The organism is Ferrimonas balearica (assembly GCF_019802055.1).
GTDB lineage: Bacteria > Pseudomonadota > Gammaproteobacteria > Enterobacterales > Shewanellaceae > Ferrimonas > Ferrimonas balearica_A.
The window spans coordinates 19,858-36,179 of sequence record NZ_JAHVHW010000006.1; the positions used below are offsets into that span (position 1 = coordinate 19,858).

General features: G+C 60.5%; 10 protein-coding genes. 4 read left to right on the forward strand and 6 right to left on the reverse strand.

What is annotated here, in order from left to right:
* Positions 1–5: 5 nt before the first annotated feature.
* Positions 6–1,034: a porin gene (locus KUV52_RS05415; protein WP_222524926.1), complete on the forward strand. Its 1,029-nt coding sequence runs from the start codon at positions 6–8 to the stop codon at positions 1,032–1,034.
* 62 nt (positions 1,035–1,096) lie between these two features.
* On the opposite strand, the gene KUV52_RS05420 is transcribed toward KUV52_RS05415, so the two are convergent.
* Together KUV52_RS05420 and KUV52_RS05425 are read right to left on the reverse strand one after the other, a co-directional pair.
* A complete protein-coding gene (locus KUV52_RS05420) occupies positions 1,097–1,753 on the reverse strand; it encodes a thiopurine S-methyltransferase (protein WP_222524927.1) in 657 nt (218 codons plus the stop codon).
* A gap of 106 nt (positions 1,754–1,859) precedes the next feature.
* A complete protein-coding gene (locus KUV52_RS05425; RefSeq protein ID WP_222524928.1) occupies positions 1,860–2,219 on the reverse strand; it encodes a hypothetical protein in 360 nt (119 codons plus the stop codon).
* 156 nt (positions 2,220–2,375) lie between these two features.
* Here KUV52_RS05425 and KUV52_RS05430 point away from each other — a divergent pair, with 156 nt between their 5' ends.
* Positions 2,376–4,214 carry a protein kinase domain-containing protein gene (locus KUV52_RS05430; RefSeq protein ID WP_222524929.1) on the forward strand — a complete coding sequence of 613 codons (1,839 nt, stop codon included), beginning with the start codon at positions 2,376–2,378 and terminating at the stop codon, positions 4,212–4,214.
* 24 nt (positions 4,215–4,238) lie between these two features.
* Here KUV52_RS05430 and KUV52_RS05435 read toward each other — a convergent pair whose 3' ends face one another.
* From KUV52_RS05435 to KUV52_RS05450, 4 genes are all read right to left on the reverse strand, one after another.
* Positions 4,239–6,569, reverse strand: coding sequence for a zinc-dependent metalloprotease (locus KUV52_RS05435; protein WP_222524930.1), 2,331 nt, complete (start codon positions 6,567–6,569; stop codon positions 4,239–4,241).
* 156 nt (positions 6,570–6,725) lie between these two features.
* Positions 6,726–7,124 (reverse strand): YbaN family protein, encoded by a 399-nt coding sequence (locus KUV52_RS05440; RefSeq protein ID WP_222524931.1) that lies wholly within the window; start codon positions 7,122–7,124, stop codon positions 6,726–6,728.
* On the reverse strand, positions 7,121–10,792 hold the full coding sequence (locus KUV52_RS05445) for a response regulator (RefSeq protein ID WP_222524932.1): 3,672 nt from the start codon (positions 10,790–10,792) through the stop codon (positions 7,121–7,123). Before KUV52_RS05445 ends, KUV52_RS05440 begins: the two co-directional genes overlap by 4 nt.
* A gap of 204 nt (positions 10,793–10,996) precedes the next feature.
* A complete protein-coding gene (locus tag KUV52_RS05450; protein ID WP_222524933.1) occupies positions 10,997–12,391 on the reverse strand; it encodes a PhoH family protein in 1,395 nt (464 codons plus the stop codon).
* A gap of 226 nt (positions 12,392–12,617) precedes the next feature.
* On the opposite strand from KUV52_RS05450, the gene rapA reads away from it, so the two are divergent.
* Positions 12,618–15,488, forward strand: coding sequence for an RNA polymerase-associated protein RapA (gene rapA / locus KUV52_RS05455; RefSeq protein WP_222524934.1), 2,871 nt, complete (start codon positions 12,618–12,620; stop codon positions 15,486–15,488).
* A gap of 195 nt (positions 15,489–15,683) precedes the next feature.
* Positions 15,684–16,304 (forward strand): DUF3530 family protein, encoded by a 621-nt coding sequence (locus KUV52_RS05460; protein WP_222524935.1) that lies wholly within the window; start codon positions 15,684–15,686, stop codon positions 16,302–16,304.
* Positions 16,305–16,322 lie beyond the last annotated feature (18 nt).

The window sequence follows — 16,322 nt, forward strand, 5'->3', positions numbered from 1 at the left end:
AAGTAATGAAGCAACGTCTGTTATCCGTCGCCGTAGCCTCCCTGCTGGCCGGTTTCTCCACTCAAGCTCTGGCCGATGGCCCCACCTTCTACGGTGACCTGAACATGGCCATTACCCAGTCTGACAAGGGCTTCACCACCAACCCGGGTATGAGTGATGGTCTTGGACTGGAAAACAACTTCACCAACATCGGTATCAAAGGCACTCATGACATCACTTCCGGTCTGTACCTGGTGTACAAGGCCGAAGTTGGCGTAAACGGTGAAGACCAATCCAAGGGCGCTGATCCGTTCAGCAGCCGTAACACCTACTTTGGTCTGGGCGGTAGCTTTGGTGAAGTGGTATTCGGCCGTAACGACACCGTATTCAAATGGTCTGAAGGTTCCGTAGATGCCTTCGGTAACCTGAACGGTGACCTGGACCGTCTGTTTGCCGGCCAGGATCGTCTGGGTGACAGCATCACCTACAAAACCGGCAAACTGGCTGGTTTCCAGTTTGGCGCTACCTACGTACTGGAAGATGACTTCTACGGCAGCTCCGACGCCGCCAAGGGCCAAGAAGGCAACAACTACGCCCTCACCGCCGCATTTGGTGACCGTGGCATGGGCAAAGTGCCTTACTACGTGACCGTCTCTTACGCGGATGGCCTGAATGGTCTGGAAGCACTGCGCGTCGTTGGTACCATCAAGCTCGGCGACATCAAGCTGGGTGCCCTGTTCCAGGATTCCGAGAAAGGCGACCTGTCCGGCAACGGCTACATGGCTTCTGCCCAGTGGCGCATCAACGCCTGGAACCTGAAAGCGCAAGTGGGTTATGACGACTCCGGCCTGGGTAAATTTGCCCAGAACGCCTATGGCTCCGAAGTTCAGGCTGGCGAAGGCGTTGAAGTCCTCAACTACACCGTTGGTGCTGAGTACCACCTGACCAAAGCCGCCTACCTGTATGGCCACTACGCCTACTATGACGGCAGCCATGATGTAGCCGGTGATATCGACGACAGCACCTTCACCGTCGGTATGCGCTACCGCTTCTGATCTCCCTTTCCGGGACAGAAAAAACGGCAACCCATGGGTTGCCGTTTTTATTTTGAAACCGCTCAGCGCCGTACCAGGCGATAGACCTGCTCCTTCAGCCAGGGCACCCCTTTAGCGACAAAGCGGGGGTTGTCCGCCAGCACATCATGGCTCGCCAGCGGCTCCACCTCAAAGTGGGGCGTCAATCGCGCCATCACCTCCTGCTCAGACACCGCAAACGGTGGTCCCGCCATGCTCTCCTGGGGGTAATCCAGTGTTACCAGCAGGCCGACCGCGCCCGGTTTCATCAGTTCCGCCAGCTTGGCGACATAGCGGCTGCGCATCGCCTCCGGCAGGGCGATCAATGCCGCTCGATCGTAAAACGCGGTGCAGTGGGCCGCCTGCTCCGGCATCACCTGGAACAGATCCCCCTGCAGCACCGCCACTTCATCCCACTGGTAACGACGAAGGGCACCGTCCGGCTTCGGCTCGGGCACTGCACCCAGACTGGCAAAGAGAGACTCCACCGCCAGGGTGTTCAGCTCAATGCCCAGTACCGGGTGCCCCTCTCCAGCCAGGTAGGCCAGATCCAGCGATTTGCCACACAGGGGAACGAGAACCGGCGCTTGTGCCGGCAGCTTCAATTGGTGCCAGTGCGCCGCCAGATAGGGGTTGATGTGGTCGAGGTGGAAGCCGGTTACACCCCGCTCCCATTTGTCGTGCCAGAACGCCGCGTCCATGAGTGCCCTCCAAAAACAGAAACGGGCCTCAGGGTAGCGAGCCGGTGGAGGACAGGCAAACAAAACGGGGGCCATTGCCCCCGTTTATCGTATTGAGTGTTGCCGGTTAACGGGACAGGCCCAGAACCTGACGGGCCTTATTCAGCCAGACACAGTTATCGCAGTTACAAGCACGACGATTCAGGTGGGCAGCGGTCAGCTGAGCTTCCACATAGTCCACCGCTTTAACCAGCTCACGACGGATATCATCCGGGTTCTTTCGCTCTATGGCCACCAGCTCATCGTTGTGGTTCAACCACTTGCATTCCATGTCCTGATGACAGTAGATGCAGCGATCGTCCACCGGATTGTAAAAGGTGGCATGGGGACAGAATCGCACGTCCATATTGTCCCGCATTTTACGGCGGGGATAGGCCAACAGGTCCGCCAGAGTGGCGGTATCCACAGCAAGAATGGGATCAGTCATCTCAGCGCCCTACCCTAGTTCATAACCCATATGCAAATAGTCGCACAAAGCGTGCCCATGCTCTTGATTGGGATCAAACACTCGTGAGACTGATCACGTTTGCGCCACAGGAGCGTCACTGGGTATGCTGAAACCCCTAACCACAAGGAGTATCCGGTGGGCAGCGCCAAGCCTTTACAGCAGTTCTATATCTCCGAGGAGCAGTCCATCTACCTGCTTCGGGAGGAGGATGCCCGTAAGCATAGGCAGTGGGTTTCCCTCTGTCAGCAGCAGTTGCGCCGGTTGGGCTACCAGCAGGTGCACTTTATCGGTAAGGGGGTGTTTGGCTTCGTCTTCGCCGGACGTCTGGGTAACACCGAGCAGGTGTTCAAATTCTCCCGCCGTACCCTGCCCGCACATCTTCAGGCCCGCCTGCGTGACGAGGCGGAGATCCTGGGCCCCCTGAATCACCCCAACATTCCCGCTCTGGTTCGCTATGTCACCGCCTCCGGACAGGGGATCCTGCAGATGGAGCGCGCACCGGGCGTTGACCTCGCTCACTTTGCCCAGCGTTGTGGCCCACTCCCGGTGACCTACCTGGTGCCGATTGCCGCCCAACTGGCCGAGGTGCTTACCTATCTCAGATCGCTGCCACGCCCGGTGGTACACGGCGACGTCAAACCCTCCAACCTGGTGTTCGACCACCGCCGTAAACACCTCTCTCTGGTGGATTGGGGGTCAGCAGTACTGGCTCAACGGGATGCGGATGATCTCCCTCTCGGCTCTTCGCTGGGGCTGGTAGAGGGTGACCGTGACTCCAACGCCCGGATGGGGGACGTGTTCTTTATCGGGCCTGAACAGCTGGCCGGGGCCCCCAGTTCCCCCCGCTTTGATGAACAGGGGGCCGCTGCCACCCTCTATGCCCTGGCCTCCGGTCAGGTCAGCCGGTTTGGCAGCAAGCTGATCCCCGCCGCCAGTCTGGGGTTGCCCCGCCCTCTGGCGGAGATCGTGGACGCCATGCTCAGCGATGACCCCGCCCTACGACGAGAAGGGGGCGATCACTTCCTGAAAACTCTGCCCGCCAGCCGCCACTGGTTGCTGCTACCGCTTCCGGAAGCTCCCCCTAAGGCCCTGTTACCAGTGTGGGCCCACCACCAGGGCAAGGGGGTGGAGACGGTCGCCTACTCCTCCCGCAAGTCGTTCCTGCGTGAGCACCAGATCGATCCCCTCCCGCCGGAGCGGGAGAGCGACCTTCAGCTGGCTCACTATTACCGGGACTTTATGGTAGGGATGGGCGACAACGAAAAGGGCTTTGTCGCAGCCGTAGGCCAGCTGGGACATTACCCACTACTGGGCGGGATCGCGTTGCACTGGCACGACGATGGGCTGGATATCGATTCCAGCCTAAACCTTCAGGATCCCACTCTGAAGGCCGCGTTCACTCAGGCGGTCAACAACGTGGTGAACCTGGCCCGAGGGATTCGCCCTGCGCCACAAGCCAACGGCAAGACGGTGTTCAAGGCCTGCTTCTTTAATGCCCGGGACACCCTGCATCTGGTTCGCCCCAATGCTCAGGCGCGCTTTAACGCCCCCCCGGAGCTGGCGCTGCCGTTTGAGATCAGCGAAGCGCCGGAGTTGGAGGATAAAACCCGTCTGCACTCCTACTTTGAGGATGGCCAGGACCCGGACGAAAACCTGACGCTGCCACCAGCCATCATGACTGAACTGGGGCGGCTCAACCTGATCCACCACACCGGCTGCATCATCTTTGAGGTGCTGGAGGATCATATGAAGATCCACTCCTATCTGCGCCTCCTCAACCCCCGTAAGGCCAACGAGTTCCGGGCCTGTCTGGCGCGCATTCTGGATGCTCTGGGAGAGATTGAAGATCTGGGCATCGCCGGGTTTATGAAGCTGCCCTACAAGAACACGCGGCACTTCACACCCCAGAGCCAACTCCCCCGCCGCTACTATCCGAAAGATCCCCGGCGCCCGGAAACCACAACGGCGCCCTAAGGCGCCGTTGGTCGGTACTTCGACTCAGATGGGTGAGCCGGGCGGCAGAGGCAGCGGCTCCGCAATCACCCGCACTTCCGGGTCGGTCAAGCCGGTTCGCATCACCTCAGCCAGCAGACGGAAGTGCGCGGCATCGCGATCCGGTGCCCGCCGGGCCCGCCGCTCCAACTGTTCAGCGTCCGCCAGTATGCGTGCCCGCACCAACGCCTTCACTTCGGAAGTGGCTTGGTTGTCCCGGTACAGCGTCAGGTAACTGTCCACCAGTACCGCCTGACTGCGGGCTCGTGCCGCGCCCGCCAGGCCGGAATCCCCCTCCGACTCCAATACCACCTCCGACAACGCATCAAGTAGCCATTGAGGCCCAGGCAACTCACTGTCCAGCCACTGCTGCTGGGCCAGGCGGTTCATCCGGGTCGGGTTCAGCAGTTGCTCCAACACCTGACGGCTGGCCACCTCCGCCAACCCTATCAGGTCGGGAACGGTACCAAGGCGGGAGCCAAACTGCTCCCGGTCTGCCACGCTGCCGTAGGCTAAAGGAGACCACTGTGCCGCCAGTTCGGCTGGCAATGCCAACACTTCAGGCGAGAGCGCTCTCAGCAGGCTCTCCAGCGCCGCCTGCTGATACTCAGGAGCAACCGCACTGGGGCTCTGTCCGGAGTAGTCATAGCTCACGCCACCAATCAGACGGCTGGCCGCTTCCACCTGGTAGCGCTGCATAAGGTAGATGGGCACCAGCAGATCCCCCAGCGCGCTCAGAGGCTCACCCGGCAGCAGCGCCTGAGGTCCAAGCTCCGCCAATGCCAGCGCTCGTATCGCCAGAATCTCTTCCAGACGGGTAACCGGATCGGTGCCGTTATCCCACAGGTGCGCCTGAGGATGGGCCGCCGAGGCACCGCGGGCGTCCGGATCACTGATAAAGCGCAGTCCCGCTTCTCTGGCCTGCTCGGCCAGCTCTGCCTGAGCCGTCGCCTCCGGCGCATCATAAACGCCATAACCAAAGGCGATGGCGTGCTTATCCCAAGGGCTCAGGCCAACGCCATAAGCCTGCTCCAGAACCACCTTCTCTCCATCCAGTTGCAGGTTGGGATGAGGGTAATCCAGAACGGAGGCGTCGCCGCTGGCGGACGCGGCAAAGTTATGGGCCAACCCCAGGGTGTGCCCCACTTCGTGAGCGGAGAGCTGACGTAAACGGGCCAGGGCGGCTTCTTCGGCCGCAGCAAGAGCCGCTTCCCGGTCAGCCCAGCCTGCAGTCAGCCCGCGGAAAATCTTGTGATCCTGACGCACCCGAAGGGAGCCAAGGGTCACATGCCCCTTCAGGATCTCACCACTGCGCGGATCCACCAGAGCGTCACCGTATGACCAGCCCCGGGTTGCACGGTGTACCCACTGAATGATGTTGTAGCGGATATCCTGTGGGTCCGCCCCCTCGGGGAGCAGTTCCACCCGGTACGCATTAAGGAATCCTGCAGCCTCAAACGCCTCAGCCCACCAGCGCGCCCCATCCAGCAGGGCGCTGCGCATTGGCTCCGGAGTGCCCGGATCCAGGTAGTAGACGATCGGCGCCTTCACCTCAGAGGGTTCGGTGCCGGGCAGCACCTTCTCCAACCGGTGTCGGGGCAGGTAGCGCACCGTCATCGGCTCGGACAGGGATGCCGCATAGTCCTGGTAACCGTAATCAAAGAAGCCGGATTCCGGATGAAAGCGGCGGGGGGTCATCGGAACCTCGGGCAGCGCCACAAACGACAGCCGCACCTTGAGGCTGAGCAGGGTCGGATCCGGCGTTACCTGCTGCACATAGGCACCCGGCTCGGCGCTGACAAAGGTGAGTTGCAGGTCCAGATCCGCGTTTTTGGGGAAGCCCTTTACGCTGCCCGCCAATACCAGGGAGCGGCTGGTATCCAGGCTGAAATGGCCCTGGCCGGTGGCCTGAAGCCGGGCGGCAATGCCGTGCAAGTCAGAGAACAGCAACGCATCAAGATTGGCTTTGTTCTGCTCAATCTGGCCAACCCAAAGCACGGACTCTGCAAACGCCTGGGTCAGTGCGGCCTGTTCCGCCGGGTTGTCGCTCTGCGCCCGATAGGTGGTGTTCAGTTCACGCAGTAACAGTCGATTGCCGTGACGCTCAAACTGCACCAGGCGGCGGCTGCCCAACTGGCCCCGATCCAGACCGATGTCATTGGAGCCTGCGCCGTGGGGCAGGCTGGTGACCATCAGTAGCGGCGTATTCAGCGGCGGCAGCTCAAGCAATACCTGGCCTTCGTCGTCAAGGCTGAGGTTAAGGAAGGGGGATTCTTCCGCCCTGGCGGCGGTGGACAGGACCAGCGCCAACAGCAGCCAGGCAATCCGTGCGAACATGATGAACATCCATAGGTGACTGATTTGGGCCAGCTTACCTTTGGGGGCGGATCACCTCAAGCGGTGCTCGGGCTCCGTCAGCAGGCATTGCCGGATCCCATAAAAGGTGGCGATGATGGCATCCCCGAACGGTGAGCCTTGATGGTGGCGACTCGCCTACTCCACTTCGCCGGGCAGCAGGCGTTTCATCCGGATCAGGTGGATGCTGACCGCCACACCGATCGCCAACAACCCCCACTTCACTGCGACAACCGGCGCAATCACGATGGCGATGGACATGCCGATCCAGAGGCTGGCCAGGGATGAGAGAAGCTGCCGCTTGGTGAGCCCTTTACGCTCAAGGTAGTTACGCAGATAGGGGCCGAGCAGCCGGTTGTTGAACAGCCAGATCTGCATTCGGGCCGATGAGCGGCTGAAGCAGAAGGTCGCCAGCAGCAGAAAGGGCACGGTGGGGATCAATGGCAGAAACACCCCGAGGGTGGCGGCAAACACCGCCAGACAGCCCAGGGCGAGCAGCAGGTACTTCAGTGGCCCTCGAACCGGAGTTGGGCTCATCCGACCCGACTCCCCTTCTCAAGGAAACTTTTTACGGTTTCGAACAGCTCTGGCAGTACGATCGGCTTGGTGATGTGAGCGTTCATGCCCGCCGCCAGACTTTTCTCCCGATCCCCCGCCATGGCGTGCGCCGTCATGGCAATAATGGGCAGATCAGGGTGAGTACGGCGCAGGGTCCGGGTGGCTTCCAGGCCGTCCATTACGGGCATCTGAATGTCCATCAGCACCAGATCAAACTCACCGCGCTCTACCCATTCCACCGCCTCCTGACCATTGCCAGCCACGGTAACCTGATAGCCAGCACTCTTAAGCAGCTCAGTCGCGACCTGCTGGTTGATCAGGTTGTCCTCCACCAGAAGGATATGCGCCGCCTCCGGCTTCAACTCCTGCTCGGAGATCTCCGCAACGGGCTGAGCGTCCACCTGACAGCTGAACGCTTCCACCACTTCGTCATAAAGGGTCGAGGCTTTGAACGGTTTCTGCAGCACCGACTGAATTCGCCCATCCCGCACCTCATCCATCAAGGGGTGGCCGCTGTAGGCCGTCATCATGATGATGGTAGGTCGTCGCTCCAGACGCCCCTCCGCCAGCAGGGCATCAATGCCATCCAGTACCTCGGTGCCATCCATACCGGGCATCATCCAATCCAACAACACCAGGTCCGGTTGCTGACGCACCATCTCCTTCAGGGCAGCGCTGCCGTTATCTGCGGTTTCCACCCGGGAGAAGCTGAAGTCCCGCAGGTAGGTGGAGTAGATCTGCAGTGCGGTGTGGTTGTCGTCCACCACCAGGGCATTCAGGCCGCTGATCTCGGCAGGCAGCAAACGCTCTTTGCGGTCCGGCTCCGCCACCCTTTGGGCGTCGATAGTAAAACTGAAGGTGGTGCCCACTCCCGGTTGGCTCTCGACCTCAATGTCGCCGCCCATCATCGCCACAAGATGTTTAGAGATGGAGAGACCCAGGCCAGTACCACCAAACTGGCGGGTGGTGGATCCATCCGCCTGGCTGAAGGCATCAAACAGGTGCCGCTGCTGATGTTCGGAGATGCCGATGCCGGTGTCCCGAACCCAGAACTTCAGGGTGATGCGGCCATCCCGCTCTTTGAGATCCTCACAACCCAGCTCCACCTCGCCCTGCTCGGTAAACTTGACGGCATTGGAGAGCAGATTCACCAGCACCTGACCCAGACGCAGCGGGTCGCCCATCAGGTGCAGGCCCGCACTGACCGGCGCATAGAGCAGCAGCTCAACGCCTTTCTCCTGAGCCTTGATGCTGTTGATGGAGATGGCGTGCTCCAGCACCTTATCGAGGGCAAACTCGGTTTGTTCCAGCTCCAGCTTACCCGCCTCGATCTTGGAGAAGTCGAGAATGTCATTGATGATCCGCAGCAGGGATTCGGCACTGAGGCGGGCCTTGTCGAGGTAATCCTTCTGGCGCGGATCCACATCGGTGCGCAGGGCCAGATGCAGCATCCCCAGCACCGCGTTCATCGGCGTACGGATCTCATGGCTCATATTGGCCAGGAACTCACTCTTGGTTCGGTTCGCCAGCTCCGCATCCTGCTTCGCTTCCAGCAGCGCGACTTCGTTCTCTTTCTGACGGGTGATGTCTTTGTGGGTACCCAGCAGACGGGTGGGCTCGCCCAGATCATCAAACTCCACCGCTCGACCGCGGGAGAGGATCCAGTGATAGTGACCGCTCTTGCCGCGCAGACGGAACTCCATGCTGAAGGACTGATCCGGCATATCCAGATAGTCGTCGATGTAACGCTCCACCCGCTGACGATCGTCCGGGTGCATCAATTCGTAGTAGGTTTCAATCAGCAGCGGGAACTCATCCGGCTGGTAGCCCAGCATGGTGTAGTAGGCGGGGTTACAGATCACCTGATTGGAGTCCAGGTACCAATCCCAGAGACCGTCTTCCACCGCATCCATCGCCAGGTGGTATCGCTGCTCGGAGCGTTTGATCTGCTCCTGCTGCTCCGACTCCCGGGTAATATCACGCCAGACCGCAATCATCCCCAGCAGCTCGCCGCGACGGGTGTAGAAGGGCAGGCGCAGCGCGTCGAGCAGTTTGCTCTTGCCCTCAATCATGACCCGCTCCTGGTAGCGCAACGGCACCCGCTCCTTCAACACCTGAATGTCCTCTTCACGGATACGCCTGCCACGCTCGGAGGGATCGGTCTCGGTCACCAGGGCGCCGATGATCTCAGACTCACTCTGGCCAAGTACCCGCTCCGCCGCCTTGTTGCAGCCCAGGTAACGCCCCTCGGTGTCCTTAAAGACGATCGCTTCGGGAATCGCATCGATCAACGAGCGCAGCAGAGAGAAGTCCCGCTCCCGTCGCTCATTGGCCAGACGCAGACGCTCGGTGCGCTTCGCCACCAGTTTGTCCAGTCGACGGTTCTGCTCCGCCAGGTGGTGGGTGTACTGCTGGTTCTCTTCGAAGATTCGGGTGATCAGCTCAAACCAGGGCTCCCAGCCCGGTGCAATCCGCTTTGGCAACGGACGGGGCTGTTGGGCAGACTGCTCAAGGTGATTCAACAGCTTGGCGGCCGGACTGACGAAGGCCCGCCGGGTCAGGTAGTGCACCGCGGTGATCAGAATGGAGAGGGCCAGGATCACCATCAGGAAGGTGATCTCCAGTTTGTCCCAGGCTTCCGATACCAGCTCATGGTCCGGCTGCAGATAGAGCAGGCGCCAGGGGGCATTTTCCAGCACCACGGAGCGCACGTAGTAACCGTTGATCACCTCGCCGTCGGTGGCGTTCATCAGCCTCTCCTGGGGCAGGCTGTGCAGGGCCGCCGGGATCTTCTGACTCAGCTGATAGGAGCGGGGGTTAGGATCCTCATGCATGTCCGGATAGGTGAGCAGGTTGTTCTGTTCATCCAGCAGCAACACCGTACCCGGCACCTCAAAGTAACGCTCAATCTGGCGGGACAGGGTGGTCAGCTTCAGATCCAGCATTACCGCAGCAATAAACTCGTCATTCAGGTAAACCGGGATCCCCATGGTGGTGATCAGGTCCCCCTTCTGATTGCGGCTGACGCCGGTCCAGAACACCTTACGCTGGGGGTTGTTTTCCGGCAGCGCCAGCTTGAACAGCGGCGAGTTCAGGATACGGCGGTTAAAGTTGTCCTCGCTCTCCGGCCAGGGGTAGACCGACATCATCCGGTGCTTGGAGATGTAGTAGATCTGCGAGGCTTTGGGCGCCATCTGTTGCGCCACAGGGAAGGTCACGGACATCTGGTAGAGCATGTCCAGCTCACGGTAGAAGGCGTCACTGCGCCCCGCCAATCGACCGTAGCCACTGATCCGCCCCATCCCCTCGAACGCAGTATTGGTGTCCTTATAGGTGGGCTCCAACGCAAAATACTGGCCACTGGCATCAAAGCGACCGATGTCGGGGAAACGGTCGATACGGGCCAATTCGCCCATCTTGATGTGGGTTACCGCGAAGTCCCGCAGGGAGGTAAGCGCGTGGATACTGTTGTCCGTCAACAGCTCCACCTGCTGGCTGTGCTGGGTGATCTCCTCCACTTTCTGCTCGATCAACTGGCTGCGCTGTCGACCGTACTCAAGCCAGGCCACAAAAAGTGCCAGTAACACCACCCCTAGGTAGGTGTAAAACACGGCTTTGTTATATCGGCGCAGAATGGGTGCTTTCACGTGCTGGGGATCCCCGGAACAATCTGTGGTGGAGTCTACCAGAACCCCCGGTCTTAAGGCAGAGGATCCCTGTACTGGCAGGGGGTTAGCCTGCCGCTCTTTCTGACCGTTGGAAAAACAGGGGGTTGCGTCCCGATGGGACAATTTACTTTTCTTTAACTTGCGGGTGCGCCGGGCCGCTCATCCGGTGCACCCGCTGAAGCCTCAGAGGTTCTCTTCGGCGAAGGAGGCGAGACGGGAACGCACTACCCCGTTAAGGTAGACGTTGGCACTGCCTTCAAAGTCCTTGAAACGCTCCACGATGTAGGTGAGACCTGAGGTAACGGCAGTCAGGTAGTTGGAATCGATCTGCGCCAGGTTTCCGGAACAGACCAGCTTGGTGCCCTCCCCCATCCGGGTAATGATGGTTTTGATCTGGGAGGCGGTGAGGTTCTGACACTCATCCAGCAGCACAAAGCTGTTCTGGATGGAGCGTCCGCGCATAAAGTTGACCGACTTAAACTGGATGTTGGCCTTATCCATGATGTACTGCAGGCTGGAGGTGGGGCTCTCGTCGTGCTTATGCAGCACCTCCAGGGTATCGGTCACCGCCGCCAGCCAAGGCATCATCTTCTCCTCCTCCGTACCGGGAAGGAAACCGATCGATTCGGCGATCTCCGGGGTGTTCCGGGTTACCAGAACCCGATCATAACGACGCTGCTCCACCACCTGCTCCAACGCCGCAGCAAGCGCCAGCAGGGTTTTACCGGACCCCGCAGGGCCGGTCAGTATCACCAGGTCAATATCCGGGTCCATCAGCGCCTGCATCGCCATACCCTGGTAGATGTTCTTCGGTGAGATCCCCCAGGCGTGGTAACCCATCAGGCGGTCGCGCCCCAGGTCTTTAATGGTGACACTGTGCTCGTCCAACCCTTTCACCTGTCCGCAGAAGGTGTCGCTGCCGTCCACCAGGTACTGGTTCTGGTAGAGGCTGTCGACGCCCAGCGCATCCCGATCCAGCGTGTGGTAAACGAACCGGCCCGCCTGATGGCTGTGAACATCCCCGACCCGATCCCATAATTTTCCTTCAATATGGGCAAAGCCGGTCGCCAGGAAGCGGATATCCTCCACCAACTGGTCACTGCGGTAATCCTCGACCTTGCGAAGCCCTGCGCCCTTGGCTTTGAGGCGCATATTGATGTCCTTGGTCACCAGTACCACTTCAACATCGGTTCGGGTTTGCTGCAGGTAGAGGGCGGAGTTGATGATCTGATTGTCGTTGTTGTCGCCGGGAAGGGCGACAGGGGTATCGAACTTGACCTGATGGTCGGGGAAGATGGCCAGCGTACCGGCACTGTCAGGATGACTCTCTCGAAGTGGTAGGGGAACGCCCGCCACCAATTGCTCAGGTGGGGCCCCACCAACGCAGTCCTCCAGCGCCCGAATGGCAATGCGGGCATCACGGGACACGTCCTTCTTGCGGTCTTTAATCTGGTCCAATTCCTCCAGCACGGTCATGGGGACCACCACGTCGTGCTCTTTAAATGAATAGATGGCGAGGGGTTCGTGCAGTAACACATTGGTGTCGAGCACAAAGAGCTTCTTCTCCACCTGGACCATGGCACCTCCGCTATGCTTTACAGGTTTTTCCCGGTAGTGCGCAGGGCGTGGGCAATCGCTGCCAGAGTGCGGCGATCTCCACGCCCCACACGACCTACCATGACAGATAGGTTGACCTTTGACCAGCTTTTCCGGGAGCCTGTTTCGCGGGTGCTTACCGCCATAAACTCATGTAAGATACGCGCCTTTTTCCGCCCCCTCAGACATATCAGGAGTAGCGCAATTCATGTCCTTTGCTCTGGGTCAACGCTGGATCAGCGACACTGAATCGGATCTGGGCCTGGGCACCGTCGTGGCACTTGAAGGCCGCATGGTGACCCTGCTGTTCCCTGCCACCGGTGAAAATCGAATGTTTGCCGTCCAGGACGCCCCTCTCACCCGGGTTATCTTCAACCAGGGTGACGAAGTGACCAGTCACGAAGGCTGGGTCCTCACCGTCACGGAGTTGACCGAGCAGAATGGCCTGGTGACTTACCAGGGCACCCGCAATGACACCGGCGAAACCGTCGAGTTGCGGGAAACCCTGCTGGACCATCAGATCCGCTTCAACAAGCCTCAGGACCGTCTGTTCGCCGGCCAGTTGGACCGGATGGAACACTACGTCACCCGCTACCTTTGCCAGACCCAACGCCACGCCATGCAGCAGAACCCGCTGCGCGCTCTGCAAGGGCCCCGGGCTGGCCTGATTGCACACCAGCTCTACATCGCCAACGAAGTGGGTCGCCGTCACGCCCCCCGCGTACTGCTGGCCGATGAAGTGGGCCTGGGGAAAACCATCGAAGCGGGTCATATTCTGCATCAGCAGCTGCTCTCCGGCCGTGCCGAGCGGGTGCTGATCCTGGTGCCGGAGTCCCTTCAGCACCAGTGGCTGGTGGAGATGCTGCGCCGCTTCAATCTGCGTTTTGCCCTGTTCGACGAAGAGCGCTGCATTGAGGCGCTGGCGGATTGCGACAACCCCTTCGAGACCGAGCAACTGGTGATCTGCTCCATTGACCTGCTGCGCAAGAAAAAGCGCTTCGAGCAGGCCTGTGAAGCCCCCTGGGACCTGCTGGTGGTGGACGAAGCTCATCACCTTGAGTGGAGCGAAGATGCCCCCAGCCGCGCCTATCAGGTGGTGGAATCCCTGGCGGAATCTATCCCCGGCGTGCTGCTGCTGACCGCCACCCCGGATCAGCTGGGCCACCAGAGCCACTTTGCCCGTCTGCGTCTGCTCGATCCGGACCGCTTCTACGACTACGAGGCGTTCCTGAAAGAGGAGACCGAGTACCAGAGTGTTGCCGCCGCGGCCGAAGCGCTGCTGTCCGAGCGCGCCCTGACCAGCGACGAAACCGCCGCACTCACCGCCCTGCTGCCAGAGCAGACCATTGAGGCCGACGATGCCGACGCACGGGAATCCCTGCTGCGCCAACTGCTGGACCGCCACGGTACTGGCCGCGTGTTGTTCCGTAACACCCGTGCTGGTGTCAGGGGCTTCACCCAGCGTCATCTGAACGCTCATCCGGTGGCCCTGCCGAGCCAGTACGCCACCGCGGTGCGCGTCTCCAAGATGCTGGGCAATAACGGCTCACTGGAGCAGCGTGTTCTGAACAACCTCTACCCGGAGAAGCTCTACCAGGAGTTTGAGGGCGAGGGCAGCAGTGCCAGTTGGTGGACCTTCGACCCCCGAGTGAACTGGATGCTGGAGTTCCTGAAAGCGAACCGCTCAAAGAAGGTGCTGGTGATCACCGCCAAGGCCTCCACCGCTCTGCAGCTGGAGGAAGCCCTGCGCACCCGTGAAGGGATCATGGCGGGCGTGTTCCACGAAGGGATGTCCATTCTGGAGCGGGACAAAGCCGCCGCCTTCTTTGCCCAGCAGGAGGGCGGTGCCCAGGTGCTGATCTGTTCCGAGATCGGCTCCGAAGGCCGCAACTTCCAGTTTGCGCACCACCTGATCATGTTCGATCTGCCGCAGAACCCGGACCTGCTGGAACAGCGTATCGGCCGTCTGGACCGCATCGGCCAGACCGAAGATGTGCAGATCCACGTCCCCTTTATCGAGGGCAGCGCACAGCAGCAGTTGATGAACTGGTATCACCAGGGTCTGAACGCCTTTGAGCAGACCTGTCCGGGTGGCCACCTGATCCACGCCGAGTTTGGTGAAGCGCTGCTGCAGGTGCTGTCCGGCGATAACGACGATCTGGACGGGCTGGTCGCCCAAACCGCGGAGCGGGCCGCTGAGCATAAGGCCGCCATGGAAGCGGGCCGGGATAAACTGCTGGAGATCCACTCCCACGGTGGCAAACAGGCGGACGCTCTGGTCGCCGCGCTGGAGCAGGAAGACGATGACACCGACTTTGTCAGCTTTATGCTGAAGCTGTGGGATGTGATCGGCGTGCAGCAGGATGACCGCGGTGAAAACGCCGTGGTGCTGACCCCCACCGAACACATGCTCTACCCCAGCTACCCGGGTCTGCCGGAAGATGGCATGTCCGTCACCTTTGACCGTGACACCGCCCTCTCCCGTGACGACTTCCAGTTCATCACTCCGGCGCACCCGCTGGTGAGCACCGGCATCGATATGCTCACCAGCAGCGACAACGGCTGTGCCGCCGTGTCTCTGATGAAGAACAAGGCGCTGCCCGCCGGCACCCTGTTCCTGGAGCTGATCTACCTGGTGGAAGCCACCGCGCCAGCGGAAGTGCAGTTGGGCCGATTCCTGCCGCCGACCCCCATCCGTCTCCTGCTGGACAAGAGCGGCAAAGATCTGGGCGAGAACGTGGATTTCGAGACCTTTAACCGTCAGCTAATCCCGATCAACCGCCACACCGGCTCCAAGCTGGTTACCGCTTCCCAAAGCATGCTGCACCCGCTGATCGCTAAAGCAGAGCAGCATATGACCGGCCGTCTGGCGGAACTGGTGGCAGAAGCTGAGCAGAAGATGCAAGTCGAGTTGGGCGATGAACTGACCCGTCTGGATGCCCTGAAAGCGGTGAACCCCAACATCCGCGAAAGCGAACTGGACGCCATCCGTGAACAGATGAACATGGTCAAAGCCCATCTGGGCCGCGCCCAGATCCAACTGGACGCGATTCGTCTGATTGTGGTGACGCCTCAGTAACCCTCTTCGTTACTATAAAGAGCCCGGCTTTATGTCGGGCTTTTTTTTGGGGGGGTTCATGACACGTTCGCGGGGCAGTCTCCCTCTGCTAGACCATTAACTCTTTGCCGAGAGCGACTCGATGGCCGCCATCACCGTTGTCTGCACCAATCAGTTACGCCACAATGCTTCCAACTTCCTTTACTGATCAGAGTCATGCCCCGTTCGTTCTACTGGCTACTGCTGTGCTTAACCGTCTTTCCGACTCTGGCTGCGGAGCCTGTGGTGTTCCCCGCCCATACGCCGGGCAGCAAGGGGACGGTGGTGGTGTTCTCTCCGGCGGGCGCGGCATTGGACAGTGGCCGCTGGCAACGTACGGTACTGCGAACCCTGCCGGAATATGGCTGGAACACGGTATCCGCAACACTGCCTGCGAAAGCGGAGCTTCTGCCGCCACAACTCGACGCCCAGCCCAAGCCCCACTACTGGCTGGTAAACGGTGCTCAGGGCGGGGAGATGGTGCTGGCGCTCTCGGAACAGGCCCTGCCGATGCCGGAGGGATTGGTGCTGCTGGGGCCCTACCACTCGGATATGGAACAGAACGCGCTGTTGGCCACGCAGTTGGCAGGATTGGGCCTTCCGGTACTGGATCTGAGCAGCCCGGTGGATCACCCGTTGGCCAAGGCCACGGTCGCAGAACGGGCACAGGCCAGTCGCCGTACTGGCAATCCCCACTACCGCTCCATCCATTGGGCTCTGGACTGGGATCAGAGCGCGAACACTCTGGCACAACAGCTCTGGGGCTGGCTGAAGCAGCAGAGAGCGGTCGCAAAGTGAGCTTCCCGTCTCACTACT

Bases quoted from the DNA above. Each gene is read 5' to 3' on its own strand.
- KUV52_RS05415 (WP_222524926.1), top strand. From the start codon at position 6: ATGAAGCAACGTCTGTTATCCGTCGCCGTAGCCTCCCTGCTGGCCGGT.
- KUV52_RS05420 (WP_222524927.1), bottom strand. From the start codon at position 1,753: ATGGACGCGGCGTTCTGGCACGACAAATGGGAGCGGGGTGTAACCGGC.
- KUV52_RS05425 (WP_222524928.1), bottom strand. From the start codon at position 2,219: ATGACTGATCCCATTCTTGCTGTGGATACCGCCACTCTGGCGGACCTG.
- KUV52_RS05435 (WP_222524930.1), bottom strand. From the start codon at position 6,569: ATGTTCGCACGGATTGCCTGGCTGCTGTTGGCGCTGGTCCTGTCCACC.
- KUV52_RS05440 (WP_222524931.1), bottom strand. From the start codon at position 7,124: ATGAGCCCAACTCCGGTTCGAGGGCCACTGAAGTACCTGCTGCTCGCC.
- KUV52_RS05450 (WP_222524933.1), bottom strand. From the start codon at position 12,391: ATGGTCCAGGTGGAGAAGAAGCTCTTTGTGCTCGACACCAATGTGTTA.
- rapA (WP_222524934.1), top strand. From the start codon at position 12,618: ATGTCCTTTGCTCTGGGTCAACGCTGGATCAGCGACACTGAATCGGAT.
- KUV52_RS05460 (WP_222524935.1), top strand. From the start codon at position 15,684: ATGCCCCGTTCGTTCTACTGGCTACTGCTGTGCTTAACCGTCTTTCCG.